This window comes from Myxococcales bacterium (genome assembly GCA_016706225.1).
Classification (GTDB): domain Bacteria; phylum Myxococcota_A; class Polyangia; order Polyangiales; family Polyangiaceae; genus JADJKB01.
In genome coordinates this window covers 736,479-760,585 of record JADJKB010000025.1, presented here as the reverse complement: position 1 = coordinate 760,585, position 24,107 = coordinate 736,479, and the positions used below count along the sequence as shown (strand labels likewise).

Below are 24,107 nucleotides of genomic sequence, written 5' to 3'. Positions count from 1 at the left end.
TCTACGGCGCGCGCTCGGACCAGCGCGCCAGGGAGGCTCGCGATGGCGGACGGTGCGCGGCGGTGGGTGGCGTTCCTTCTCGTGTGGTGCGCTTCGGTGCTCGGCGCGCGCGCTGCAAGCGCCGCACAGCCGCTGCGCCCTCAGCTCGCTCGGTGCATCCCGACCCCGCCGGTGCCCGCGGACGCCGCGACGAAAGGCGCCGGCAACGTCAGCGCCACGCGCAAGATCACCGTGGAGTTCCGCTGGGCGCTGGGCAAGGCGCTGGAGAACGCGAACGACGAGATCCTGGCAACGAATCGCGTCGAGGTCTGCTGGACCAGCGCGGCGCAAGCCGGCATCGCGCGGTGCCCGGGCCAGACCGGCAACGACGCGTGGATCATCTACAGGGAGACGCCGCTCAAGGGCGCCCTGCCGATGGCGACCGAGGTTCAGAGCCCGACCCAGAGCCTCGGCGCTCCCGGTGTCTCCTTCAACACGCCGCTCGACTGGGACTCCCAGTCCGACCGCAACAAGATCTTGTTCATCGTCGTGAACAAGACGGTTCAGGACGGCGCGAACCTGCTCACCACGCAGAACGCGAACCTCACGGCGGGCGGGCTCTGCGGCACGCCCACGCGCATCGAACCGGGAAGCCCGGGCACAGCGACCGCCGCCGCGGAACACTTCGTGGTCTACGGCACGCCGGCGGACTTCCCACTGCCCGCGCAGTGGCTCACCAAGTACCCGGGCGTCTGCGACCCCGACGCCATCGCGGCGTGCCCTGGCAATACCTGCTGGTACACCCAGCACGCGACACTCGGGCCCTGCATCGAACGCGCGTCCGTCAAGTTCTGGCGCGGCATGATGGACGATGCTTCGAACTGGAATCAGTTCCAGGTTCAGGCTGGTGTCACGGCGCTGATCCCTTGGACCAACGGCAGCGCCGCCAGCGGCTCGACCTGCACGACGGGCCAGCCGTGCCCCACCCGGTCGATGTGGGTTTCCCACCACGGCGCCGGTACCGGGGGGGAAGGCCTGGGAGTGAGCTGGCTCAACGGCGCGATCTTCGACAAGGACCCGGTCATTCCCTTGAGCAAGGACGCGGGCTACGTGCTCCGCAGCATCGGGCACGAGTACTTCCACACCTTCGGGGCCAAGCGGGCCAAGCTCGCGACGGACGCGAGCGCGTACGACGCATACAACGTCCTGTTCGGCGACTTCCTGGTCAACGAGAGCTTGCCGGAGCTGGCAGGCGTGACGATGTGCTTCACGGGCTACCCGGGCAACCCGAACGGAGACAAGGTCCCCGCGGGCAAGCCGTGCGTTTCGGCGCAGACGCTGTACGGATACGACTCGTGGGCGAAGGTGATCGACAAGTATCTCGAGTTTCCGGGGGGGAACGAGAACTACCTCGCCCCGTACGTCGGCTTCTGGTTCTACCGGTACGCCGCCGAGCAGTTCGCGATTCCGAAGCTCAAGTCAGCCAAAGCGCACCCGTCAGGCGTGGACTCAGTGCTCCCTGTCGGCTACGACGCCGTCGGCAAGCCCGCGAACCTCGCGGTCCGGCGCGCCGACGAGGGGATCGATCTCGTCGGCTACCTCTACCGCTCGCTCGATCCAAGCCAGAGCGGCGACCCCTGCGCGTTCCCCAACAGTCCGCCCGCGAAGCACTCCACCCAAGCCCGGTTGAGCTGCGCGCTACAAGCTGCGCTCGGTCGCAGCTTCGACGATGTGCTCTTCGACTTCCACACCATGCTCTTGCTCAAGGACTACGTCGTGAGCGACTACCGCTGGACGCCCGAGTGGCTCGGTGACTTCAACGCAGGCGCGACCGCCCCGCTCTGGAAGGCGGACCCCGCGCACGGCGTTCCGGCAGCCCCGCTCCCCAAGGCGCCGCTCCGCACGCTCCGGCCGTACGTCGGGGCCAACGGCGCCGGGTACCCGGAGAACGCCCTCGCCACCATGCCAGACGGGATCCACCGCGCGTATCGCGTGCTCGACACGTATTCGTGTGCCGACGCGGCGTGCAAGGTGAAGAACGTGAACCGCCTGCAGCCGGGCGCAACCCTCGCCGCGCCCTACGAGCAGCAGCTCGGATCCTACCGCGCGGCGTTCCTCTCGATCAGCCCCGACCCCGGGTGGGCCGGCACAGAGCTCGAGGTCTGGGTGGAGAAGAAGAAGGGCAAGCCGCGCGTCCGCGTCTTCACCGTCAACACCAGCGGCGTGGCGACCTTGCACCCGCAGTGTACGTCCCCTATGCCCGGCTTGGCGGACGACTGCTCCCCGAGCGCCGCGAACCTGGGGAAGGTGCGTGTTCCCGTCAAGGTCACCGCGACGACGCAGGAGATCCTGCTCGTTGTCAGCGGCGGGTCAGACCCGAGCAGCTTCCGCTGGCAGTTCGGACCCGAGGAGTCGGAGCTGACCATCATCTCCCCAACCGCGGGAAAACCCGCGCTGATTGGCGCCCCCGCTCCGTTCGGGGACGAGCGGGCCTTCGTGCTCATGTTCACCGCGCGCGACGCCGCGGGCAAGCCCTACGACATCGTGAACTCGTCCAACCTCGACGTCTTGGTGGGCGGCACCAGCATCGCCGGCAACTGCCCGAGCAGCCCGCAGAGCCCGGCGCCTTGCCCGTTCACGCTCCTCGGCATGAGCGGTGGCAGCTACATGGCCGTCGTGCAGGTCCCGCCGGACCTGTACTTCCCGACGCCGTGGCCGAAGACGCTCGACCTGGAGATCCGGCTCAAGAACGGAACGGCCTCGCAGGCAGACCTCGAGCCCGGCGCGCTACGGGTCGACACGGCGCGCGAGAACGTGAACACGGTGTTCGTGCTCGACACCAGCGGAAGCATGGGCAGCTCGGGGAAGCTGGACGCCGCGAAGAAGGCCGCGAAGCTGGTGCTCGATGCACACATGGATACGGTCGACGCCGCAGGGCTGGTGATGTTCGCTTCGCACGCACAGACTCTGCGCGGCCTCACGTGGCTCGATCCGAGCACGACCGCGCGACAGGACTTCAAGAACGACGTCGATTCGCTCGTCGCCGCGGGCGCGACCGCCATGGGCGACGCGCTCTTCGAGGCGCAAGACGCGCTCGACTCCGCGCCGTACCAGGGCGCGAATCCCGTCCCCGCGGTGTTCGTGCTGAGCGACGGCCTCAGTGGTTGCGACTGGGGCCCGCACAGGTACTTCTACGGCAACGAGTCGGCGGACGGCGAGGCCGATCCGAACGACCTCAACTGCGCCCCGGGCACAGTGCCGACCGCTCCCCCTTGGGATCCCTTGGGCGGCGCGGGCAGCTGGGCCAACCCGACGCTCGGCTTCAAGAAGCGCGTCGAGAAGAACCTGCCCACCCCCATCATCACCGGCGTCGGCGTCGGCCCGGACGCCGACATGGAAGCGCTCGGGGCGCTAGCGGCGATCAGCGGCGGCGTCTCCTTCCACGCCCCAAGCGTTTCGCAGGTGCAGACCCTGTCGCTGGACCTCGGCGACGCGTTCCGCAGCGCGTTCAACGTGGTCTCTGGTCACGAGCGCGTCGCGACCGCACGCGTCACAGGCCTCGGAGCGCTGCCACCACTCGCCGTCGAACCCGGCACGCGCGAGCTGTTGGTCTCGGTGATGACGAGCGCGCCGGATCCAACGCTGGTCGAGCTCTTGCTGCGCGATCCGCACGGCGCGCCTGTGGCGCCGGAGCGCCTCGCGCCCGACGCCCACGCCGTGTTCAGGATCGCCGACCCCGAGCCGGGAACGTGGACCTTCACACCGAACGCGAGCAGCACCAGCCGCGTCTATATGGAACAAGCCATCCGCAGCCGGCTCCGGTTGTTCGCGCGCGCCGACGTGCAGGGTGGCACGCCGATCATCACCGAGCCACCTGCCGGGCAGGCGTTCGACGACGGACGTTGGGTTGGGCGGCCACTCCTCTTGCAGGCGGCGCCGCACGAAGGAAACGCTATCGCGGGCGCCAGCGTCTACGCCGAGGTCAAGCAACCCGACGGCACGCTCCACATCGTGCCGCTACTGGACGATGGCCAGCACGGCGACGGCGACGCGGGCGACGGGCTGTTCGGCGCGCTGTTCACCAACACGGCGGCGAGCGGCTCGTACTCCATCCGCGTGGTCGCCGACGGCACTGCCCCCAGCTCGGGCGCGCCCTTCCGGCGGGAAACGCACATGAACGTGCGGCTTTGGAACGCTCCCGACCAGGACGGCGATCTGTTGCCGACCTGGTGGGAAGAGCTCTTCGGTACCGATCCCAACGTACCCGACGCGAATCTGGATCCCGACCAGGACGGCGCGCCGAACTGGCTGGAGTTCTTCCGCCACACTCGCCCCGATCTTTCGGACAGCGACGGCGGCGGCGAGTCCGACGGCTCGGAGATCGAGCACGGCCGGGATCCCACGAACCCCGCCGATGACACGTTCGCGGCCCCCACCCTCGCGGTGTTGCCGGGCAACGAGAGGCTCATAGTACGCACGGGGCTCGCCGGAGGGGACGGCGCGTCCGTCGAGGTCCAAGCCGCGCCGGCGAGCGCCGAGATGGTCACCGTGTACGACGGGCCGGTGCTGCATCGAGGCGAAGTCATTCTCGCGCTTCCCAACGAGGTACGACACTGCATCAGAGCGCGCGTCGCCGTCTCGGGCACGAGCAGTGCGTGGTCACCTGTGGTCTGCGGCACGCCTCGCCTCGATCCCGAGCCGCCCACGTTCGAGATGGCGTTGGAACCCCGCACAGCCTGCAGCAAGGCCGCGACCGCGAAGGTGAGGCTAGTGGCCTACGACGGGCAGCCCGAGCTGCTGCGCAACCTCTACGGCGACGACCGCACGTCCTTCGACCCGTCGGCGGTCACGAGCGGCGTGGCGGAGATGCGGGTCGCCATGGACTCTGAGATCGATGCCGAGCCGTGGCAGCCGTTCACACCGAATCTCTCCGTGAAGCTCGGGTCGGCGGCATCAGTCGTGCTCGGCGTCCGGTTGCGCGACGCGTACGGAAACGTCAGCGACCTCCAAACCCTGCGCATCGAGCGCTGCCCGCCGTTCGGCTGCGCAAAGCACGGATGCACCCAACCCTGACTCTTCGGTGTAGCGCGCGGCGACCTGCATCTGCGCTGTGCTGGCCGACGAACACCTGGCGATGTTGCGCGACCCGAACGTGCCGCGAAACGACGCCAGCTTGGCGAAGGACCGGCGCCTCCACGCCGCCCTCCAGCGCTCGAAGATCATCTACCGCGCACCGGAGTGAGTGCCCGGCACCGCAGTTGCCGGTGGCCTGTTCCCGCAGCGCTGTCTCCGCCCTCACTTCGCGCGATCGCGCTTCGAGCGCGCCAGCGCCTTCTCGTTGATCAGCCGAGTCGTGTCACTCCACACGCTCTTTTCTTCATCCGTCGCCTTCCACAGCGTGAAGTGGCACGTGGGCGCGCCGGACGGAATGGTCGAGTCGAAACGAACCTCGAAGCCGAAGGCACCCGAGATCTCCTTGGCCGCGTCGATCATGCCTTGCACGAAATAACGCTGCACCCGGCAGTCGAACGCCTTGTAGTGGTCCTGGTGCGGGCACCACACGATGTCGAAGCTGACCTGGTCGTTCGTGTCGATGCGCGGCTCTTCCAGCGACGCATACGCGATGCGGTTGATCACCGTGGCGTAGAACGAGACGAACTCGGGCGCCGTTAGGTCCGGGGGCCACTCGAAGCTGTCGAGGATCTGCCGACCGACGTCCAGGCCGACCTTGTGCAGCGCCGCGTACACGAGCTCTTGCCCCTCGGCGCCAAAGCGCGCCTCTGCCGACTCGAGCAGCTCGATCAGCGCCATCGCCTGCATCGTCCCCCACTGCCACAGCACCGCAGGGTCGAAGTCGGTCTTGCCGAGCACGTCGTTGCGCAGGCGCTCGAGCCCCCGCGCGTACGGTTGCTTGAAGCGGAACTTCTGCCAGGCGGGCTCGGGTCGGTGCTGCCAGTGCGACATACACCGAGCCTACGTCATCGGCAGGTGAGGACGAACTCCCGAAGGTCGCATCGACGCAGGGCGGGGGCGCGGGCGGGGGCGGGGGCGCGGGCGGGGGCGGGGGCGAGGGCGCGGGCGCGGGCGGGGGCGCGGTCGCGGGCGCGGGGGAAGAGATCGCGGGAAGAGCGAAGGCGAAGCGGAAGGGATGGGTCGCTCGGTGTTCTCATTGTGTCGCCGTGCTCGCGCGCACCAAGGCCAGGCCGCGGCTCAGAGCCGCGCTCCGCGCGGCGATGGCGGGGGGCCGTCGGCTGACGCCGACAAGGAGGAAGACGATGTTGCGAATCTATCCGGTCATTCTCGAGCTCTTGCGGGAGCTCCGCTCCGTCATCGCTCGGCTCGAACGGCGCGATGCTGACCTGACCCGTCAGCTGCGTCGCTGTGCCACCAGCATTGCGCTCAACGTCGGCGAGGGCATGGGGTCGCGCGGTAAGCTTCGCCGGGCCCGCTATCACACCGCTCTCGGCTCCGCACGCCAGACTCTGGCCTGTCTGAAGGTCGCTTGCGCGCTTGGCTACCTGGCTTCGCTCGACCCAGCGCTCGTCGCCAAGCTCAAGCGCGTCACCGGCACGCTCGTCCGCTTGGTCGGCGCCTGAACCCTCCGCCCGGCGTTGCGCTCATCGCGGGCGCCGGGCCGAGTCATCCGAGACTTCCGAGCAAGAGTGCAAGCGTCACCGCGGGCGTTGCAAGCCAAGCGCCTCGATGAGAACATGCGCGCATGAGCAAGCGGCGTGGGAAGAAGATCCAGTTCATACCCAAGCTGATCTTGGGAACGCTCGCGGCGGTGACGGTGGTCCCCGCTTGCGGCAACGATACCGACGACGGGGCAAGCGCGAAGGACGCCGGCTCGGGCGGCTCGGGCGGCTCGGGCGGCTCGGGCGGCTCGGGCGGACTCGGGGCAAGTGGTGGGTTCATCGGGGTCGGAGCGCCGGGCTATGGCGCGAGCGGCGGCTACATCGGCGTGGGGGGCTCCGCCTTCGGTGGTGGTACCGGCGGTGTGGACTCCGGTGGTGCTGCCGGCACCGATGGAGCGGCGGGTGATGCTGACACCGACGCCGAGCCCTCCGACGCCGCGTCGGACGCACTGGACGCCGCTGACTCGACGGCCATGAATGACACACACCAAAACGGGCGCTGGAGCGTCACGGGTGCTTTCGGAAAGCTCGACCCGGCGTTGACCCTCAAACGCCAGGCCTCGCGACGCGCAAAGGGAAAGAAGAAGCGGCGTGGCTGACCTGGTCGCGGTCCGCCGTTCGTTCACCGAGACACCCCTCAAGCGCGTGCACCAGCGCGCGGTCACTCTCGGCGAAACACGCCGACTGCGCCCGATCCCGTGGGAGAAGTTCCGCCGTGCGCGCTACCCCGAGCTGGCTCTCGCACTCGCCGTCAACGAGCTGTCCGCTCTGGCACACGGCGAGTACTTGGCCGTGGAGCAGTTCGCGCGGGTGTCGGCAGCGCTGGCGATGAACGGCGCCCCCATCGATCTTGTAGCCGCTGCCGCGCGAATTCCGGCCGATGAAATCCGACACGCCGACCACGCTCTGCACATGGCCTCACTGTGCGCCGACCGTGAGGTCACGCTGAGCATCCCTCGGCCAACCTACGCGGAGAACGCCGGCGGAAGCGCGAGCCTCGAACGCCTCGACATGATGATGATCGAGCTCCCGACCATCAGCGAGACGCTCTCGGCCGCGCTGATCTCGGCCTGTGCCGAGCGCGCCACCGATCCAGTCGTGCGAGCCGTACTGAACCAGATCGTCGCGGACGAGATCCACCACCTGCGCCTCGGTTGGTATTACCTGGCGTGGCGCTCTCCACAATGGTCGCGCGCAGAGCTGCAGCGCGCTGCGGACTTCGCGGCCGATATGATCATCAAGATCGAGGAGGAGTTCTGGCAAGGCCGGGACGCCCCGCGCTCGTGCAAGAAGGCCGCGGACGCTCTGGGAGTGCTGGACTCCAAGTCGCAGCGCACCGCCGTGCGACGCGTGATGCAAGACGAGCTCGTCCCGGGCCTCGACGCGCTGGGCCTCGGCGCGTCGCACGCCTGGCGCGTGCGACGTCGCGGCCGCGCGTGAGCTCGCCGCCACTCCGCTCCCTCCGCGCGAGGCTCGCACCCCGCACGCGTCGCGATCTCGCGGCACGGCTCGCGGGCGGCGCGCCCGGGCGGAGCCCGGTGCCGAATGCCACGCCGTTCGTCAGCGCCTACGCAGCCGGCAAGCTCGTCGGCCTTGCCGCCGGTGAGACCGGCAGCGCTCGCGCGCGACTCGAACGGGCCATCGCTCGTGCGCTCGACGGCGCAACACCCGGCCGAGGACGCGTCGCGCTCGAGGTCGCGTACCCGCGCACTCTCGAGCGGATTCGCATGAATCAGGCCGCCGAACGTGTCGAGCTCGGCGTGACCGGTTTGTGTTGGGATCCGCCGAGCGGAGACCTCGTCGTCGTCCTGCCCAACGTCGCTCGCGACGAAAGACTCGATGTCTCCGGGCTGCTCGGGTTGATCGCGCGACGCGCCAGCGTCGCGCCCGGAAGCCTCGACCGCGGACGCCTCTGGTGTTTCGAGACCGACTGGACTGCGGCGTCTTCCCCGGCGATGCCCCGCGCGCAAGCTCGACGAACCGCGCACGACCTCGCTGCGCGCTTCCTCGCCAAGCGGGTCGGGCCGGACGGCGCCGTCGAATACGGGCTGGATCCGCAGACCCGCGAGCGCTTTCCGCGCGGCGATTTCTACCACGCGCGGGCGGCGGTCGTGATCGCCGCGCTCGTTCGCCACGGCGGACACCAACGGGTTGCGGCCCGGGCGCTACGTTTCCTGGAGCGTGAGCTCGAACGAGCGCTCGGAGGGCAACCCGTGCCCAACTGGCCAACCCACGCCTGCCGTGTCGCGGGCACGCTGGCCATGGCCGCGCGAGCTGGTGCGGGGGTGCGCGCCGAGCTCCGCGCCATCGCCGCACGCGTTGATTTTTCCGATATGCCCTGGCACGCCGCGCAACTTGTCTCCGTGCTCGGACACGACGGCACGACGGCGCTCTGGCGCGCTTGTGTCGACCATCTCAGCGTCGACCCCTGGGCCCCCTGGACGTTGATCGCCGCGCGTGCGCTCGGCGCGGCGGACATCATCGAGCGCGTCGAGCTCACCCTCGTGAACGCGCTGCGGCGTGCCCCGCCGTATCTGGGTGGAGTGACGTTTGCCGCCATTCCGGAGCTGCCGCTCTCCGCGCTGACCGCCGAGGCGCTGGCCGACTCGAGGCGGGCCGCAACCCAAAGCGCTGCGACCCTCGCTCGAGACTTCGTGCTCTGCCACCAGTTCGTTCCCGACGCGATCCCTGCCGCGCTGGACCCGAAGCTGGCACTCGGGGGCTTCCCGATGAGCACTTGCGACCCACGCTTGCGCGCCGACGTGACGGCGCACGCGCTCCTGGCCGGGTGAGCCGCGAGGTCGGGCGGAGAGCGGAAGGCGGCGCCCCCGGGCGCAGCTTCAGCTCACTGCGCGAGCCAACGCCTCACTTCGTCCGCCACGGCATAGGTCACCGGCAGCTCTTCCGCGTCCCGCATGCGGAAGGTGCCGTCGCGATCCACCGCGTAGCGGCTGGTCATCTCGTCGGCCCGCTTCGCCAGACGCTCGAGCGCGTCCCCAAGCGCCTCGACGCCTGCATCGTCCCCCACTGCCACAGCACCGCAGGGTCGAAGTCGGTCTTGCCGAGCACGTCGTTGCGCAGGCGCTCGAGCCCCCGCGCGTACGGTTGCTTGAAGCGGAACTTCTGCCAGGCGGGCTCGGGTCGGTGCTGCCAGTGCGACATACCCCGAGCCTACGTCATCGGCGGGTGAGGACGAGCGCCCGAAGGTCGCATCGACGCAGGGCGCGGGCGGGGGCGGGGGCGGGGGCGCAGGCGCGGGCGAGGGCGAGGGCGCGGGCACGCGGATTGCGCAAGCCCGTGGCGTGTGATGCTATCTTCCTCGGCATATGGGTGCTTCCTCCACGAGCCTCCAGATCGAGCGAATGGACTCGGACTCTGGAGCCGAACCCACCGAGCTCGCAACGGCGCTCTGGGACGCGATGGTGACTCGGTTCGCGGTCCTCGCTCCCAACGACTGGCCGCGCCTCGAGTACTACGCCAACGAAACCGCGAGCGAGGCACTGGACGAAGGTGTGTGGTGCGAAGAGGACGACTCCCTCGAGCTGATCTTCGCGCAAGGCTCGTGTTCGTCGTCGGCTGATCGGACCATCCATTTCATCGAGCACTTGCTGGCGAGGGAGGGCGAAGGGCTGAACGAACGCGTGGCGCTTCCCCTCGGCTTCCGGCTCACCTGGGAACCGATCGATGCGTTCGAGCTAGCGCGTCACTCGACGTTTCCACAGGTGTTCGTTGCGGGTTGCCTGTACGACCTTCGCACTCTGACCATCGGAAATGAGCTGCGTGCACCCATCTGGTACTACGGCCGCGATGGAGGAGAGGACGCACCGTTCGACTCACTGGCTCCGGACGAGCGCACGCGCGTGAAGCTTGCAGCGGTCACGGGGCAATGTACGTGCGAGCCTTGCATGGGTTTGCGTGCAGAAATCGAGGTCCCGAGCGAGCGCGCCGATCGCGACTTGCTCGAGGCGTTCGCCGCCATGGCCGGTGACGACGTGGCGCGCGCACTCTGTCGCGAAGCGGCCGAACCAGTCCGCGCCTTCGGCCAGGCAGCCTGGCGCGACAGCCCTCGGGGACCCCCAGCGCTCGCTGCGCTGAGCCAACACCTGCGCGCGCGAGGCCTGGAACCAGGAGCGCTCGCGCTGTCCGGCCTCGTCACGGTCAACGAACCAGAAGCATGACGTGAACGCACTCGACTTCACGCCCCAGCTCGTTCTCACGTACGCCAGTGGGATAGAAAGCGGCCCCAATGCCCGTTTCGGATACAATATCCTGACGGTCCGCGGCGATGGCACCATCGATCTCGAGCACCGCTGGTACACGCGGCGACGCACCTATCGGGGCCGCGTCGACGCATCGGTGATTGCACGCTTGCTCGAGTCGCTACGTGGAGCGGGCTTTCCGAAGATGCCGCCCAGCATGATCCCTCCCGGGTCAGCGCTTCGCACTATTCACGTGCGAAATGGCGAGCTCGAAGCGTACGCGCTGCCCGTGGACTGGCACACACCCATGGGCTGGCCAGGATTCAAGGAAGTGTTTCGACTTCTCGACAGCCTGGTGCGGCAGGCCTCGTGCCAAGAGGTCACCGTCACCGATGACTTCGAGCCAGGGCTCGTGACTGACGCCACGAAGCTGGGCGAAGAGACCGCTTGACCCTGTGGGTGGTGAAAACCCAATCTCGTCGACAGATCGCGACCACGGCGCGCGCCTCGAATTCGATGGTGCAAACCACCAACCCTCGGCCACTCGACGACGTGACCCATCGAGTGGGGCTCGACGGGACGCGACTTTGGGCAGCCGTTGGCGAGTCCCGGGTCTGGACCGGGCTGTCAGCAGAGAGAGGGGAGCGAAAGGCGGCGCCCCCGGGCGCAGCTTCAGCTCACTGCGCGAGCCAACGCCTCACTTCGTCCGCCACGGCATAGGTCACCGGCAGCTCTTCCGCGTCCCGCATGCGGAAGGTGCCGTCGCGATCCACCGCGTAGCGGCTGGTCATCTCGTCGGCCCGCTTCGCCAGACGCTCGAGCGCGTCCCCAAGCGCCTCGACGTCGTCGTCGGTCGAGTAGACGCCCAGCGATGCGCGCACCATGCCTGGCACGTTGCGTCGATCGCCACACAACATCTCCTCGCGATAACTGGCCTCGGTCTGATCGTCGATCTGCAGCAGCGCCTTGACGTACGGATGCGCGCAAAAACACCCGTCGCGGACCGAGATGTCGTGAAAGTCGTTCAGGTACGCGGCGACCAGACCGTGATGCAGGCCCGCCAGGTTGAACGACACAACCCCCGCGCGGGGCACTGCGGTGAGATCCGTACTGCCGTAGAGCGTCATGCCGGGCACCCGCTCCAGCCGACGGACCAGCTTGTTGGTGAGCACGTGCTCACGCTTCGAGACCTCATCCATGCCAATGGCCAGCAGCGTCTCGGCAACCAGACCCATGGCGATCGAACCAGGGATGTTCGGCGTGCCCGCCTCCTCGCGCGCGGCCACGTCTTCCTTCAGCTCGAACTCCTGCATCGTGACGTAATCGACCATGCCGCCGCCGACATCGGTGACACAGCGCCGCCCACTCAGCGTGTCCAGCGTGCCCACCAGCGCCCCGCGGCTGCCGGGTGCGTAGAGTTTGTGTCCCGACAGCACCAGGTAGTCGAGGCTCTGGCCTTCGGGTCCGTGCAGCTCGACCCGGGCGTGGGGCACGGACTGCGCGCCGTCCACGAGGATCTGTGCCCCCACGTCGTGCGCCATGCGCGCGATGCGGTGAACGGGGTTCACGATGCCGGTGACGTTGGAGACCTCGGTGACGGCTACGAGCCGAACTCGCGCCCCGTCGCGCTGCAAGATCCGCTCGAGATCGGCCATGTCGAGGGCGCCCGTGAGTGGATCGACGCGCGCGACCCGCAGGTTGTGGTGCCCGACGGCCTCCATCCACGGGATCAGGTTCGAGTGGTGCTCCATCATCGTCACCACCACCAACGGTCGAGCCAGCATCTCGTCGAGCGTGGCGCGACCGGTATCGCTCAGCGCGCTCTTTAGCGCGCGCACCAGCTCAGCCGGGGAGCCGGTCGGGAAACGCTTGAGCACACTGCGCAACTCGGCCGGGAACAACGCGCGCGCCAGGAAGTTCGTGGCGCCGGTCGCGCCGTTCGCGGTGAAGAGCACGACGTCGCGCTCCGGCTGGTACCCAACCAGGCGTCCGATGGCGTCGCGACTGTCCTCGATCGCCCGCGTGGTGTCGCGCCCGCCGCGGTGGGCGTCGGTGTGGCTGTTCGCGCAGGCGTTCTCCAGGTAGTGCCCGAGGCCCTGCCACACGACCTCCGGCATCAACGCCGTCGCCGTCGTGTCGAGATAGATGCGCCGCTTGTCGGCCTCCCCTCCACGCACGGGATCTGCCCGGTTCAGTCCCAAGAAGCTCTTGGCAAATCGCTCGAACGCTCTTCCGTCTCCCATAACGCGCAGCTCTCCCACGTGGGTCATACCGCGCTTGCCACGCCGAGTCCCAGCTCTCCTCGCTAGAACACCGATCAGCTTGCGCTGCTCGTGTTCTAGGACCTTTACGTTGGGGCTGCGCCCCAAACCCCCGGCCTTCGGCCGTGCGCGCTCCGCGCGCGAGCGCCGAACACCTTGCAAGTCCCGGAAAACAAACGACGTTCAACCTGTTCGGCGCTCTGGAACACCGATCAGCTTGCGCTGCTCGTGTTCTAGGACCTTTACGTTGGGGCTGCGCCCCAAACCCCCGGCCTTCGGCCGTGCGCGCTCCGCGCGCGAGCGCCGAACACCTTGCAAGTCCCGGAAAACAAACGACGTTCAACCTGTTCGGCGCTCTAGGACACCCTTGCTTCCTCTGTTATGCGTCAGGCCGTGCGCATCCTGGCCATCGAGACCTCTTCGCGACGCGGCTCCGTCGCGCTGCTCGAGGACTCCGCTCTCGTGGCGCGGGCGACCCACACCGAGGTGGCTCGCCACGCTGAACGCATCGCCCCACTGCTCGATCGGGTCTTGAGCGAAGCCGCCTGGACTCGCGCTTCGATCGAGCGCGTTGCGGTGGGCATGGGCCCCGGCAGCTTCACCGGCCTGCGCGTCGGGATCGCGTTTGCGCGGGGCATCCAGCTCGGGCTCGGGATCCCGCTCATTGGCGTCGGCTCCCTGGAGGCCATGGCGGAGCTCGGCCCCGAGGGTCGAGCCCGGGTCGCATTGCTCGACGCTCGGCGCGACGAGATCTTCGCCCAGGCCTTTGGACCGGACGGCGCGCCGCTCTCGGAGCCCGAGGCCTTGCCCCGCGCGAACCTGGCCTCGAAGCTCGAGGCGCGTTTCCCCGACGCGATCTGGCTGGGCGAGATCGCAAAAGAGCTGGGCTTCTCGGCCTGCCCCCACCAGGATGAGCTCTCGGCTCTGCCGGATGCGGTCGGCGTGGGACGGATTGCCGCACGCCGCAGCGTCGAGGCCTCGCTCGAACAGCCGCTGTACGTGCGGGATGCCGGGGCCAGCCCCCAGAGCCTGCCGCCGTCGCCGATCCGAGAGTGACCTTCCCTCGCCCCTTCGGCACTGGCAGACTGCCGCCGTGTCCAGCCCGGAGGAACAGCAAGACAAGCTGCTTGCGCGCTTTGGCCGCCCTTTTTCGGGTGGCGACGTGTTGTTTCGAGACGGCTCGCCCGCCGTCGAGGCCTACTTGCTGCAGGACGGACGGGTCCGCTTGATCAAACAGGTCGGGGCGGTCGAGCGGAGCTTGCGCGTACTTCGGCCCGGCGACCTGTTTGGAGAATCTGCCCTGGTGCGGGGCGCACCGCACAACTCGACCGCCGTGGCCCTCTCGGACGGCCTGGCTCTGGCCCTGGATCACTCGACCTTTCAGCAGGTTCTCTCCAGCAACGCCGCCGTCGGCAGCCGGGTGCTCCAGCAGCTCATTCGCCGGCTTCGAGACGCCGAAGATCAGATCGAGATCCTGATGCTGCGGGACTCCCACTCCAAGGTCGTCGTCTCCCTGATCAAGCTGGCTCAGCTCGCGATCGCGGCCAGCCCCGAAGGGGAAGGGCCGGTGCAAATCGCCATTTCCCCGCTGGAGCTGTCGGCTCGGGTGGGCCTCGACGTCGACAGCGTCAAGAGCATCATCCAAGAGCTGAGGGACCGAGGCTACGTACAGATCACGGACGAGAGCGTCGCGCTGCCGGACCCTGACGCCCTACGCGAGCTGTATGGTCTGCTCGGTGTCCGTGACCAAATCCGCGGCGACGACGACTCCCCGGGCAAGACCGCTGCGATCTCCGGCACCTAGGCCGACCCCGCGGCGTTGACGCATCCCGGGCCGTGCGCTATCGCGAGCCGCGCATGAAAGCCTCGTATGCTGCGGTCGTCGGGTTGCTCCTCGCTCTGGGCAGCTGTGCAGGCCAGAGCAGCAAGAACCCGGGGGGCGGTGATCCGGAACGCATGAGCGAGTCCGAGTACGACATCGCGCGCGACGCGTTCCTGCGACAGAAGAATCCCCGCCAGGCGCTGGAGCACGCGCTGAAAGCCCTGGACTTGAACGACGAAAATCACGAGGCCGCGCACCTCGTGGCGCTGATTTACCTGGCCATGTGCAGCACCGGCAACGACGAATGCCGGCTCCCCGAGGCCGAGAAATACGCGAAGGCCGCGCTCAAGGTGAAACCGGACTTCCGCGAAGCGACCAACACGCTGGGAGTGGTCCTGATTCACGAGAAGAAGTACGCCGAGGCGATCGCGGTCCTGAAACCCCTGTCGGAGGACATGCTGTACCAGACCCCCGAAAATGCTTGGGGAAATCTGGGCTGGGCGTTTCTCGAGAAGGGGCAGCTCGATGCCGCCATCGATGCACTCTCGCGCAGCGTTGCCGCTCAACCGTTGTTCTGCGTCGGCAACTACCGGTTGGGCGTGGCACACGAGAAGAAGAAGCAATACACGGAGGCCAACGAGGCCTTCAGCCGGGCCCTCGCGACCGAGGCGCCGGCGTGCAAGGGCCTGCAAGACGCCTACCTCGGGCGGGGACGGGTGCTGGTGAAACTCGGACGCGGCGCTGACGCCGAGGCCGATCTGCGCAAATGCAAGGAGCTCTACCCGACCTCTCCGGCGGGAAAAGAATGCAGCTCCATCCTGGCCAATCTCAAGTAGGCTCCGGCCCACATGGAGACGGTGGGACAGCTCCTGCGCCGAAGCCGTTTGGAAAAACGGATGAGCGCGGAAGAGATCAGCCGCGCGACGCGCGTGCCGATGTCCAGCCTCGAGCGCATCGAGGCCGACCGCTTCGACGAACTGCCGGGTGAAGTCTTCGTCCGCGGATTCTTGAAGGCGTACGCGCGCGCGGTGGGTCTGGCACCGGAAGAGGTGCTCGCGCTCTACACGGCCAGTCGGCGAGTGGCCTGGGTCACCCCCCTGCCCCTGTCCAGCGGCAATCCCGCGGTGAAGCCGGCCCGCGGCAAACGCTACGGCGTAGCCCTCGCGTTCGTGCTGTTGCTCATCCTGTTCACGCTCGCCCTCAGCATCGTGCTGAAGCCTCGCGGCGACGACATGCCGCAAGAGCTGAGCGCGCTGCCCTGCCCCGCGGCCCGCGCCTGACCGTGGCGGCCGCTCGCGCGCGCATCGCTCACAAGACGCACGACACCCGAGCCTGGCTCTTGCGCCGGGTCGAGTACGGCGAGAGTGATCTGGTCCTCACGCTCTTCACCGAGACGCTGGGCAGAGTCAGCGCGCTCGCGCGGGGAGCGAAGAAGAGTCAGCGGCGCTTTGGCAGCGCACTCGAACCAATGCACACGCTTCGGGTGCGACTCGACGAACGCGCTGGTGCGGAGCTGCTGCAGCTCCGGGAGGCGAAGCTCGAGACCCCGCGTGCCATGCTCTTGACCAGTCTGGAGCGCATGGAGGTCGCGGGCCGCGCGCTCGGTTGGGTGCGCCGCGCCGCGCCGCCGCGCACGGCAGAGCCAGCGGTGTGGCGTGCGCTCGAGGTGTTCTTCTCGCGGCTCGAGCTACCGGATCCGGCATTGTCAGCGCGCGCGGAGCTCGCCCACGCAGGCCTCTCGTTACTGGTTGCGTTCGGCTGGGGGCTGGACCTCGCACGCTGTGTTTCCTGCGGGAAAGCCTGCCCAACGGCACAAACTGCCCTGGTGGACGTCGCTCGCGGCGGGCTGATCTGCGTGAGCTGCGGCGGCGCACGGCTGCGCCTTGGCGCCGGGCCACGGGCGCGAATGATCCGCGCGGCGGAGGGAGAGAGCGGCGTACTCGAGCCGGGAGACGTCGACGCCGCCCTCACACTGATCGACCGCGCCCTGTCTGTGCACCTGGGCTTCGAGTGACGGGGTCTGATACGCTCCCCCCATGGTCCTCGACGCCCGTCTCAGGAAGATCGCAACTGGAGTCACTGCGGGCGAAGCCGCCCACGCACTCGCGCGCAGCCTGCGCCCAGGTGAGTTGCTCGACGACAAGGTGAAGGCACAGGCCGCCGAGTTCGAGGCGACGCTCGAGACCATGTTTCTGATGGCGGCCGTCGACGGCGTGGTGCAGCGCGACGAGCTCGAGCAACTCGCGGCCAGCTTCCAGGCCGTGGTGGACATGCACCACGTCAAGGGCATCGATCTGCAAGCGCTGCTCGATCGCTTCAATGAGAAGCTTGCGCGGGACGGCTGGCGAGCCCGCCTCGACGCCTGCGCCCAACGCATCCCGTCGGCCGATGCGCGGGCGTTCTGTTTCCGTTTGGCCGCGGGCGTTGCGTTCGTCGACGACCACGTCGCGCACGCGGAAGCCGCTGCCATCGAGGCGCTGTCGAGCGTGTTCGAGCTGACGCGAGAGGAGACCCAAGAGATCCTCGACGAGGTCCACGCCGAGCTGTTCGGCGGCTGAAGGCCGGTCGAAGATTGGCCGATCGCACGCCGGCAGAGCCGGCCGGCGTGGGGTGGGGCCAGCTCTCGAGCGCACCTCACCCCAGCTGGGCGAGCAGCCGGAGCTCATGACCTGGCGCGTTGGCGGGCGGCCGAGGAAAGACCTGCACGAACTCGCTACAGCCCGACAATTCGGTGCCGAGAAGGTGCAGATCCCTGCCCGCTGATGCTACTCGCGAGGGGATGGCCGGCGAAGGCCCGAGCTCGGCGGAGGCCGAGCGCAAGAAGATCACGGGTCGCGCCGGCATCGTCGCTGCCGGTACGCTGTTCAGCCGCGTCTTCGGCCTGGTCCGGGACCAGGTTCTGGCCGCGGTCTTCAGCCGTGCCGCAACCGACGCCTTCTTCGTTGCGTTCACCATCCCGAACGTGTTGCGGCAACTCCTGGCTGAGGGCGCCGTTCAGAACGCCGTCCTGCCGGTGCTGGCCAAGACCCGTGAGCAAGAGGGCGACGAGGCGGCGCTCCGGGTCTTTCGTGCGCTGCGCGGGCTCTCGCTCGCGATCTTGCTGGTGGTGACCATCGCGGGAGTGCTCCTGGCTCCCCAGCTGGTGGAGCTGTTCGCCGGCGGCTTCCACGCTCACGAGGGTCAGTACGAGCGCACCGTGACCCTGACTCGTTGGGTGTTCCCGTACATCTTCTTCATGGGCACTGCCGCCCTCGGGGTCGCCGCCCTCAACGTACATCAGCGCTTCGTGGCAACCAGCTTTGCTCCGGCGCTGCTCAACGTCGCGTTCATCGTGTGCGCCCTCGGGCTGCCGGATCTCATTGGTGCGCGGGGACACGACCGCACGCTGGCGTTGGCCGCGGGGGTGCTGCTCGGTGGTGTGCTGCAGGTCGTGGCCCAGTGGCCGAGCCTGCGCAGAATCGGTTACCTGGTTGCACCGACCTTTCGTTTCAACGACCCCGGCGTGAAGGACGCACTCCGGCGCATGGGGCCGGTGTTGATCGGGCTCGGCGTCTATTACGTGGACGTCGTGCTGGCGCGGCGCTTTCTCTCGGACCTCGGGGTCGGCGCCCAGAGTTATTTCGGCTGGGCGCTCCGGCTGTGTGATTTTCCGCAAGGCATCTTCGTGATGGCACTGCAGAGCGCCACCCTGCCCAGCCTCGCGCTCCTGGTCGCGCGCGGAGACAAGGCCGAGGTCGGACGCACGTTCGCGTTCGGCATGCGGCTCGCGCTGTTCGTGGCGCTCCCGGCCAGCGTGCTCCTGGTCGTTCTCGCCGAGCCCATCGTCGTGCTGATCTTCCAGCGGGGTCAGTTCGATGCCGAGTCCGCCCGCGAGACCGCGAAAGCGCTGGCGGCCCAGGGTCTCGGGATCTGGATGGTCGCAGCCGTTCGCCAGCTGGTCGGGGTGTACTACGCCCTCGGTGACACCCGAACGCCGGTCGTCGTGGCCGCGCTCGATCTGGGGGTGTTCATCGCGCTGTCCCTGTCCCTGCGGGGCTCGCTGGGCCACGTCGGCATCAGCCTCGCGGTCAGCGGGGCCAGCGGCGCCCAGATGATCTTGTTGTGGATCGGACTCCGGCGGCGACTCGCAGACACCCATCTGTTCGAGATCGTGAAGTCCGGAGCCAAGACCCTGGTCGCGGCGGCACCCGCGGCCGCGGCCGGACTCGGCGCCGTCCACCTGTTGCAGGCCCCGGCTGGCGCAGGACCGATACAGCGGCTCTTGCCGGGCCTGGCCGCCGTTGCGAGCTACGGCGTGGTGTTTCTGCTCGCCGCCTGGTTCCTCCGGAGCGAGGAGCTTCGCAACTTGGCCGACGCAGTCCGGCGGCGTGGCAAGGCAAAGAGCTGATTAATCGTGGCGTGCCCTCGGCTGACGCGGCAAGCTCCGCGTCCCATGAGCCGAGTGAGCCCCGACACCACCCGCGTCATCGGCGCCGATTTCTCCGCGGCCGCTGCCGCGGTGGACCAACTCCCTGCACCGACCTCGATCGAGGTCGCGTTCGCCGGGCGCTCGAACGTGGGCAAGAGCAGCCTGATCAACTGCCTGATGTCGAGGAAGAACCTGGTCCGCACCAGCGGAACGCCCGGCTGCACGCGCAAGATCGGTTTCTACGACGTGCGCCTCGCCGACGACGCGCGCCTCACGCTGGTCGATCTTCCCGGTTACGGCTTCGCGCGACGCAGCAAGACCGAGCGTGACGCGTGGGCCGAGCTGATCGAGGGCTACCTGCTCGGGCGTGCCACGCTCCGGGCGGTCGTGACCATCGTCGACGTGCGGCGCGGCCTCGAGTCGGACGACCGAGATCTGCTGGAGATGATCGCGTCGCCCCCGCGCGCGTCGCGCCCTCCGCTCACCTCGCTGGTCGTGGCCACCAAGCTCGACAAACTCCCGCTCTCGAAGCAGAAGCTCGAGCTCGCCGGGGCCCAGAAAAAGGCCGGCCTGCCGCTGCTCGGGTTCTCCGCAGAGACGGGGCTCGGCCGTGACGCGCTCTGGCTACGGCTCCGCGCCGCCGCGTCGCTCTCGACGCCGGAGCTTCAGGGTGCAGCGGTGAACGCTTCGTCCTCGTCGAGCTGACGACCACAGTCGCCGTACAGCGCGAACTTGTGAGTCGTGCCCGGGATCTCGAAGCGCCACGCGGGTCCGGCCTTCGCGCGATAGTACTCGATGCGCGCCATGCGATCGCTCGGCGCGCCCTGTTTGATGGCGTGCGCCCAGACCTCTTTGAGGTCACAGCGAGGCGGCTCGGGCAGCGGATCGAGGACCGCGGTTGGGCAGGGATAGTCGGTGACGTCGGGGTCGGCGATCAGGCCTTCCTTCTTGAGATGTACGGTTTGTTTTCCGCAGTAGTGGCGGCGGGGCAGCGTGCCCGGCTCACGCGCCGGCTGCGGCCCCTCGCCCTCCAGGCTCTGGAACATGTAGCGCGCGCGGCCCGAGATCGCGTTGACGTCGATGCTGCCGTCGCTCTTGACGCCTTCAGCCCAGATGCTGTGCAGGATCTTGCGCTGGGTGACGGCCCGGGCTCCGGACAATGACCCGACGACGTCGACGGCGTTGGGGAACCCGACGATGCCCCCGGTCGTCGGCGGCGGCGGTGGCACCGCAACCTCGGGGCGCGAGGCCTTCTTGGCCCACAAGGAGAGCCCGATCCCGGCCATGAACGCGACCACGATGACCATGAGTCCGATCACACGATCGCGCCTGCGCGCGGCTTCCACCTCGGCGAGGAGCGCTGTCAGGTCGGGCTCGGACATCGGGGGCGACCCTATATCATGAAGTCGCGGGAGCGCCGCTAGCGCCGGCCCAGGCGCTCGCGGACGCCGTCCGCGGCGGACCGGACGACAGGGGCATTGCCCTACGCCGCCGAGCGCGCTATCTACGGCCGCTCCCGCGAACCACCCACAGGGTGGGTGTCACGGGTGGAACCGGCGGCCCTCGGACCGCCGGATCGGGCGCATAACTCAGCGGTAGAGTGCGACCTTCACACGGTCGAAGTCGCAGGTTCAAATCCTGCTGCGCCCACCATCCTCTGCATCGGAGCACCAGGCGTGGCACGCCGGAGAGCCCCGCCCGCAAGGACAGGCGCCGGCAGCACCCAGCTCTCTCGACGCATGCCTGCCCATTCCGAATCCGCGCTCGCGACCGCCTGCACTCGTTGTGGGGCAACGGTCCCCGTCGTCTTGTCCGCCACCTCACCGGCGTGTCGCTACTGCGGCAGCGACTCACCCATCGATGCGGCTGACCGTTCGAGTGGTACTCTGCCGCCGTGCGCATCGTCGCAATGGCGGATACCCACCTGTATCATCGTGAGCTCGTGGTTCCCGATGGCGACGTCCTGATCCACGCCGGCGATCTGTGTCGCGGGGGTCAGCTGCGGGAGCTTGCCATCGCACTGGACTGGCTCGGAGAGCTGCCACATCGTGAAAAGCTCGTGGTGGCCGGCAATCACGACTGGGCGTTCTTGCGTGAGCGGGAGAGCGCAAAACGCCTGTTGCCGCCCCGGGTCAGCTATCTCGAGGACTCGGCTGTGAGCCTGCGCGGCGTCCGCTTCTGGGGCAGCCCGTGGCAACCCGAATTCTGCGACTGGGCCTTCAACCTGCCGCGGGGCGCTGCGCTGGCCGAAGTGTGGGCTCGAATGCCGGAGGACACCAACGTGCTGATCACCCACGGTCCGCCCGCGGGCATCGGCGACGCGGTCTCCGTGGCTCGCCGCGAGGGCTGCGCCGACTTGCTCGCTCGCGTGCGGGGGGTCCGCCCCGCGCTGCACGTGTTTGGCCACATCCACGAGGATGGTGGCGCCTGGCAGATCGGCGAGACGCTTTTTGCCAACGTGACGACCTGGGAGTGCGAGCGCCCGCCGACGGTGATCGATCTGGATCCCACCACGAAGACCGTGACCCCGGTGAGCGTTCCGCCGGCGCGCGGCGGAGCAGCCTGATGCGAAGTGGGGCGGTCCGTCGATGGCATGTCAGCCTGGCCCGTGCCCTCGTGCTGTCCCCTCTCCTTTTGGCCTGCGGGCGCACCCCACCGAACTGCGCTTCGCTCACTCACATGAGCCCGGTTCCAGACTGCAGCGGCATCAGGTGGGCGCCCCACGCATTGTCGATTCCACCCGGTCCATCGGTTCGAATCGCGGCCGCGCTCGGGCCCGGTTGGGTCTTGCAGTGCTTCGCTTCCGAGCCGTTGGAAACGAGACCATCCAGATCACGCCCGTAATTTTTCCAGGCGTCTGGATCGGGCGTGAGCTCGCGATCTGTTTCGCCCATGAACACCCGACGCACTACCAGCGTTTGGTTCGATGGCAGGGTCGTGCCGGCGCCGCCCGCCCCATCCGACTCGGTTTCGCCGCCGCAGCTCGTGACCACGAGGAGCAGCAACGCGGTGCCCAGCTTCGTCATGCGCTTTCTTCAGCGTAGCGAACTGGCCCGCGGGCGTGCGAAAAAAGGTCGCGGGCGTCCTGGCGCGTTACCGAGCACAGGACTGACCTCGGATGGGCGCGCGTCGCACGAACGAGTCAACCTCCCGGAGCCTCGAGCTCCACGAACCGCCAGCTGCAGGTGCTGATGACCAGCTCCGCGAACACGCGAACCTTCGCCGAGAGCAGTCGGGTGGTCGGATACACGATGTGGATCGGAAGCGGGGGCGGTTCGTAGTCAGCGAAGAGGATCTGAAGTCGTCCCGCACGCACGGCCTCCGCGATCTGATAGCTCAAGACCATCGTCAAACCACCGCCGAGCTCGGCGTGGCCAATGGCAGCGTCGGCGCTGTTGCTGACGTATCGGGGACTGATCGGCACCCGCAGCTCCTTGCCCCGCCGCACAAAGCGCCACTCGGGGCGCGGCGTGAGTCCGGTGAACTGGATCACGTCGGCGCGGCTGCCGGGCTTCGACAGCTCCGCTGGAGTCTTCAGCGACCGGGCGCCATGGCGTTTCTCGTGACGAGCGACGTACGCGGGCGATGCTACGACCACCCGCCGCGTCGCCCCGACGTTGCGCGCTACCAAGCTCGAGTCGAGCAGGTTGCCGATGCGCACCGCCGCATCGATCCCATCTTCCACGAGGTTCTCCACGCGATCCGAGAGCGTCAGCTCGGCGACGACCTCGGGATAATGCAGCAGGTAGCGGGAGACGGCGGGCGCCACGTGCATGCGGCCGAACACACTCGGCGCCGCCAGAACCAAACGCCCGGATGGCTCGGTCCGCTCGGCCTGTGCCGCGGCCTCGGCTTCGCTGATGTCGGCGAGGATCCCGCGCGCTCGCTCCAGATAGCGCGTGCCCGCATCAGTCAGCGTCACGGAGCGAGTCGTACGCTGGAGCAAGCGGGTGCCGAGCCGCTCCTCGAGCCCGGCAACCAGTCGCGTGACGGCCGGTGGCGAGAGCTGAAGCTTGCGCGCGGCCGCGGCAAATCCCCGCAGGTCGGCCACGGCTACGAACGCGACCATCGCCTCGATCCGGTCCACCTCACTATTGCATCATTTGCAATAGTGCAGTGCAACGGGAGCGTATTGTTGCAGCACCCAATGGGGAGCAAGTTGGGGTCCGAAAGGCACTCATGCCCGAAACAGACCCGACCAAGCTGGCGAGTGACATCGCCTTCACCCCGGCCGTCAAGGCGCTTCAGGTCCAGCGAGGTTCTCGCTCGGCGTACGCACGAATGGAGGCGGGCGGCGGTTGGGCGCGTGGCATCAGCGATGAGCTCAGGGCGTTCATCGGCGAACAGACGAGTGTGTTTCTGGGCACCGCGAACGCAGAGGGTCAGCCGTACATCCAGCACCGCGGCGGGCCGCGAGGGTTCTTGCGTGTGCTGGACGAGCACACCCTGGCGTTCGCCGACTTCCGCGGCAACCGTCAGTTCATCTCGCTTGGTAACCTGTCCGAGAACCCGAAGATCCACCTGTTCCTGATCGACTACGCCCAGCAACGCCGGATCAAGCTCTGGGGACGGGCGAAGGTCGTCGACGACGACCCCCAGCTCTTGGCTGACCTCATGCCAGCGGGCTACGCTGCGAAGCCGGAGCAGGCCATCGTGATCGAGGTGCACGCCTGGGACGTGAACTGCCCACAGCACATTCCCCAGCGGCTCGAGGCGGCGGACGTGGCCGAGGCGCTGGCCGAACGTGACCGCCGCATCAGCGAGCTGGAAGAGCGGCTACGGCAGGCCGAATCGGAACGATGA

At 68.3% G+C, this 24,107-nt stretch carries 23 protein-coding genes and 1 tRNA gene; 18 read left to right on the top strand and 6 right to left on the bottom strand.

All coding sequences use genetic code 11. The features are described from left to right. Positions 1–42 precede the first annotated feature (42 nt). Positions 43–5,052: a VWA domain-containing protein gene (locus IPI67_41870; GenBank protein MBK7586723.1), complete on the top strand. Its 5,010-nt coding sequence runs from the start codon at positions 43–45 to the stop codon at positions 5,050–5,052. 222 nt (positions 5,053–5,274) lie between these two features. Here IPI67_41870 and IPI67_41865 read toward each other — a convergent pair whose 3' ends face one another. Then, positions 5,275–5,943 (bottom strand): L-2-amino-thiazoline-4-carboxylic acid hydrolase, encoded by a 669-nt coding sequence (locus tag IPI67_41865; GenBank protein ID MBK7586722.1) that lies wholly within the window; start codon positions 5,941–5,943, stop codon positions 5,275–5,277. Positions 5,944–6,254: 311 nt separating this feature from the next. On the opposite strand from IPI67_41865, the gene IPI67_41860 reads away from it, so the two are divergent. The 4 genes from IPI67_41860 (at position 6,255) to IPI67_41845 (ending at position 9,406) form a co-directional block, all read left to right on the top strand. Continuing rightward, positions 6,255–6,575, top strand: coding sequence for a four helix bundle protein (locus tag IPI67_41860; protein MBK7586721.1), 321 nt, complete (start codon positions 6,255–6,257; stop codon positions 6,573–6,575). A gap of 122 nt (positions 6,576–6,697) precedes the next feature. After that, a complete protein-coding gene (locus IPI67_41855; protein ID MBK7586720.1) occupies positions 6,698–7,213 on the top strand; it encodes a hypothetical protein in 516 nt (171 codons plus the stop codon). Continuing rightward, positions 7,206–8,054: a ferritin-like domain-containing protein gene (locus IPI67_41850; GenBank protein ID MBK7586719.1), complete on the top strand. Its 849-nt coding sequence runs from the start codon at positions 7,206–7,208 to the stop codon at positions 8,052–8,054. The genes IPI67_41855 and IPI67_41850 overlap by 8 nt, the downstream gene beginning before the upstream one ends. A gap of 98 nt (positions 8,055–8,152) precedes the next feature. Next, the gene (locus tag IPI67_41845; GenBank protein ID MBK7586718.1) at positions 8,153–9,406 is read left to right on the top strand and encodes a hypothetical protein; all 1,254 of its coding nucleotides are present in this window, start codon (positions 8,153–8,155) and stop codon (positions 9,404–9,406) included. Positions 9,407–9,569: 163 nt separating this feature from the next. Here IPI67_41845 and IPI67_41840 read toward each other — a convergent pair whose 3' ends face one another. After that, on the bottom strand, positions 9,570–9,776 hold the full coding sequence (locus IPI67_41840) for a hypothetical protein (protein ID MBK7586717.1): 207 nt from the start codon (positions 9,774–9,776) through the stop codon (positions 9,570–9,572). A 164-nt stretch (positions 9,777–9,940) separates the two neighbouring features. Between IPI67_41840 and IPI67_41835 the strand changes: the two genes are divergently transcribed. Then, positions 9,941–10,792: a hypothetical protein gene (locus tag IPI67_41835; protein MBK7586716.1), complete on the top strand. Its 852-nt coding sequence runs from the start codon at positions 9,941–9,943 to the stop codon at positions 10,790–10,792. 1 nt (position 10,793) lies between these two features. After that, positions 10,794–11,264: a hypothetical protein gene (locus tag IPI67_41830; protein ID MBK7586715.1), complete on the top strand. Its 471-nt coding sequence runs from the start codon at positions 10,794–10,796 to the stop codon at positions 11,262–11,264. Positions 11,265–11,490: 226 nt separating this feature from the next. On the opposite strand, the gene IPI67_41825 is transcribed toward IPI67_41830, so the two are convergent. Continuing rightward, positions 11,491–13,056, bottom strand: coding sequence for an aminotransferase class V-fold PLP-dependent enzyme (locus tag IPI67_41825; protein MBK7586714.1), 1,566 nt, complete (start codon positions 13,054–13,056; stop codon positions 11,491–11,493). Positions 13,057–13,455: 399 nt separating this feature from the next. On the opposite strand from IPI67_41825, the gene tsaB reads away from it, so the two are divergent. The 8 genes from tsaB (at position 13,456) to ysxC (ending at position 20,009) form a co-directional block, all read left to right on the top strand. Next, a complete protein-coding gene (tsaB, locus tag IPI67_41820; protein ID MBK7586713.1) occupies positions 13,456–14,130 on the top strand; it encodes a tRNA (adenosine(37)-N6)-threonylcarbamoyltransferase complex dimerization subunit type 1 TsaB in 675 nt (224 codons plus the stop codon). A gap of 37 nt (positions 14,131–14,167) precedes the next feature. Then, positions 14,168–14,878, top strand: coding sequence for a Crp/Fnr family transcriptional regulator (locus IPI67_41815; GenBank protein ID MBK7586712.1), 711 nt, complete (start codon positions 14,168–14,170; stop codon positions 14,876–14,878). 53 nt (positions 14,879–14,931) lie between these two features. Beyond that, positions 14,932–15,732 (top strand): tetratricopeptide repeat protein, encoded by an 801-nt coding sequence (locus IPI67_41810; GenBank protein ID MBK7586711.1) that lies wholly within the window; start codon positions 14,932–14,934, stop codon positions 15,730–15,732. 12 nt (positions 15,733–15,744) lie between these two features. Continuing rightward, positions 15,745–16,176, top strand: coding sequence for a helix-turn-helix domain-containing protein (locus IPI67_41805; protein MBK7586710.1), 432 nt, complete (start codon positions 15,745–15,747; stop codon positions 16,174–16,176). A 23-nt stretch (positions 16,177–16,199) separates the two neighbouring features. Next, the gene (recO, locus tag IPI67_41800) at positions 16,200–16,910 is read left to right on the top strand and encodes a DNA repair protein RecO (protein MBK7586709.1); all 711 of its coding nucleotides are present in this window, start codon (positions 16,200–16,202) and stop codon (positions 16,908–16,910) included. 22 nt (positions 16,911–16,932) lie between these two features. Continuing rightward, positions 16,933–17,454 (top strand): hypothetical protein, encoded by a 522-nt coding sequence (locus IPI67_41795; protein MBK7586708.1) that lies wholly within the window; start codon positions 16,933–16,935, stop codon positions 17,452–17,454. A 221-nt stretch (positions 17,455–17,675) separates the two neighbouring features. Continuing rightward, a complete protein-coding gene (gene murJ / locus IPI67_41790; GenBank protein MBK7586707.1) occupies positions 17,676–19,283 on the top strand; it encodes a murein biosynthesis integral membrane protein MurJ in 1,608 nt (535 codons plus the stop codon). Positions 19,284–19,328: 45 nt separating this feature from the next. Further along, positions 19,329–20,009, top strand: a complete 681-nt coding sequence (gene ysxC, locus IPI67_41785; GenBank protein MBK7586706.1) for a ribosome biogenesis GTP-binding protein YsxC — start codon at positions 19,329–19,331, stop codon at positions 20,007–20,009. Here the strand turns inward: ysxC and IPI67_41780 are convergent. Next, positions 19,970–20,686, bottom strand: a complete 717-nt coding sequence (locus IPI67_41780; GenBank protein MBK7586705.1) for a hypothetical protein — start codon at positions 20,684–20,686, stop codon at positions 19,970–19,972. The two genes, ysxC and IPI67_41780, sit on opposite strands and share 40 nt — an antisense overlap. A 196-nt stretch (positions 20,687–20,882) precedes the next feature. On the opposite strand from IPI67_41780, the gene IPI67_41775 reads away from it, so the two are divergent. Continuing rightward, a tRNA-Val gene (locus IPI67_41775) sits at positions 20,883–20,957 on the top strand. 241 nt (positions 20,958–21,198) lie between these two features. Continuing rightward, positions 21,199–21,870, top strand: coding sequence for a metallophosphatase domain-containing protein (locus IPI67_41770; protein MBK7586704.1), 672 nt, complete (start codon positions 21,199–21,201; stop codon positions 21,868–21,870). Between the two features lie 109 nt (positions 21,871–21,979). Here IPI67_41770 and IPI67_41765 read toward each other — a convergent pair whose 3' ends face one another. Beyond that, the gene (locus IPI67_41765; protein MBK7586703.1) at positions 21,980–22,330 is read right to left on the bottom strand and encodes a hypothetical protein; all 351 of its coding nucleotides are present in this window, start codon (positions 22,328–22,330) and stop codon (positions 21,980–21,982) included. 116 nt (positions 22,331–22,446) lie between these two features. Beyond that, on the bottom strand, positions 22,447–23,391 hold the full coding sequence (locus tag IPI67_41760) for a LysR family transcriptional regulator (GenBank protein MBK7586702.1): 945 nt from the start codon (positions 23,389–23,391) through the stop codon (positions 22,447–22,449). A gap of 92 nt (positions 23,392–23,483) precedes the next feature. Between IPI67_41760 and IPI67_41755 the strand changes: the two genes are divergently transcribed. After that, positions 23,484–24,107, top strand: coding sequence for a pyridoxamine 5'-phosphate oxidase family protein (locus IPI67_41755; protein MBK7586701.1), 624 nt, complete (start codon positions 23,484–23,486; stop codon positions 24,105–24,107).

Bases quoted from the DNA above. Each gene is read 5' to 3' on its own strand.
- IPI67_41870 (MBK7586723.1), top strand. From the start codon at position 43: ATGGCGGACGGTGCGCGGCGGTGGGTGGCGTTCCTTCTCGTGTGGTGC.
- IPI67_41865 (MBK7586722.1), bottom strand. From the start codon at position 5,943: ATGTCGCACTGGCAGCACCGACCCGAGCCCGCCTGGCAGAAGTTCCGC.
- IPI67_41860 (MBK7586721.1), top strand. From the start codon at position 6,255: ATGTTGCGAATCTATCCGGTCATTCTCGAGCTCTTGCGGGAGCTCCGC.
- IPI67_41855 (MBK7586720.1), top strand. From the start codon at position 6,698: ATGAGCAAGCGGCGTGGGAAGAAGATCCAGTTCATACCCAAGCTGATC.
- IPI67_41840 (MBK7586717.1), bottom strand. From the start codon at position 9,776: ATGTCGCACTGGCAGCACCGACCCGAGCCCGCCTGGCAGAAGTTCCGC.
- IPI67_41835 (MBK7586716.1), top strand. From the start codon at position 9,941: ATGGGTGCTTCCTCCACGAGCCTCCAGATCGAGCGAATGGACTCGGAC.
- IPI67_41825 (MBK7586714.1), bottom strand. From the start codon at position 13,056: ATGGGAGACGGAAGAGCGTTCGAGCGATTTGCCAAGAGCTTCTTGGGA.
- tsaB (MBK7586713.1), top strand. From the start codon at position 13,456: ATGCGTCAGGCCGTGCGCATCCTGGCCATCGAGACCTCTTCGCGACGC.
- IPI67_41810 (MBK7586711.1), top strand. From the start codon at position 14,932: ATGAAAGCCTCGTATGCTGCGGTCGTCGGGTTGCTCCTCGCTCTGGGC.
- IPI67_41805 (MBK7586710.1), top strand. From the start codon at position 15,745: ATGGAGACGGTGGGACAGCTCCTGCGCCGAAGCCGTTTGGAAAAACGG.
- IPI67_41795 (MBK7586708.1), top strand. From the start codon at position 16,933: ATGGTCCTCGACGCCCGTCTCAGGAAGATCGCAACTGGAGTCACTGCG.
- murJ (MBK7586707.1), top strand. From the start codon at position 17,676: ATGGCCGGCGAAGGCCCGAGCTCGGCGGAGGCCGAGCGCAAGAAGATC.
- ysxC (MBK7586706.1), top strand. From the start codon at position 19,329: ATGAGCCGAGTGAGCCCCGACACCACCCGCGTCATCGGCGCCGATTTC.
- IPI67_41780 (MBK7586705.1), bottom strand. From the start codon at position 20,686: ATGTCCGAGCCCGACCTGACAGCGCTCCTCGCCGAGGTGGAAGCCGCG.
- IPI67_41765 (MBK7586703.1), bottom strand. From the start codon at position 22,330: ATGACGAAGCTGGGCACCGCGTTGCTGCTCCTCGTGGTCACGAGCTGC.
- IPI67_41755 (MBK7586701.1), top strand. From the start codon at position 23,484: ATGCCCGAAACAGACCCGACCAAGCTGGCGAGTGACATCGCCTTCACC.